1 rRNA gene (cut by a window edge) is annotated in these 349 nt (G+C 55.0%); it reads right to left on the reverse strand.

Annotation, left to right across the window (positions count from 1 at the left end):
- Nucleotides 1-349 (reverse strand): 23S ribosomal RNA (locus N2692_03095) (its annotated part continues 374 nt past the right edge of the window); the annotation flags it as partial.

A 349-nucleotide genomic window follows, 5' to 3' on the forward strand; every position in this document is an offset into this window, starting at 1 on the left:
GAGACAGGTTGCACTATCGGTCTCTTGCGCGTATTTAGCCTTGGCGGATGGTCCCGCCGGATTCACGCAGGATTTCACGAGTCCCGCGCTACTCAGGATACTGCCTGGTATAGACTTCGTTTCGTGTACGGGGCTATCACCCTCTATGGCCCCACTTTCCAGAAGTGTTCCACTACAAAGTCTAAGTCCTTGTGGCAGTCCTACAACCCCGACTCTGCCGAAACAGAGCCGGTTTGGGCTGTTCCCTTTTCGCTCGCCGCTACTGGGGGAATCACTATTGTTTTCTTTTCCTCCCGGTACTTAGATGTTTCAGATCCCGGGGTTTGCCTCCGCTTGCGCGGATGTGCCG

The organism is Patescibacteria group bacterium, assembly GCA_026415775.1.
In the GTDB taxonomy this organism is placed as follows: domain Bacteria; phylum Patescibacteriota; class Minisyncoccia; order UBA6257; family JAAZHW01; genus SKW32.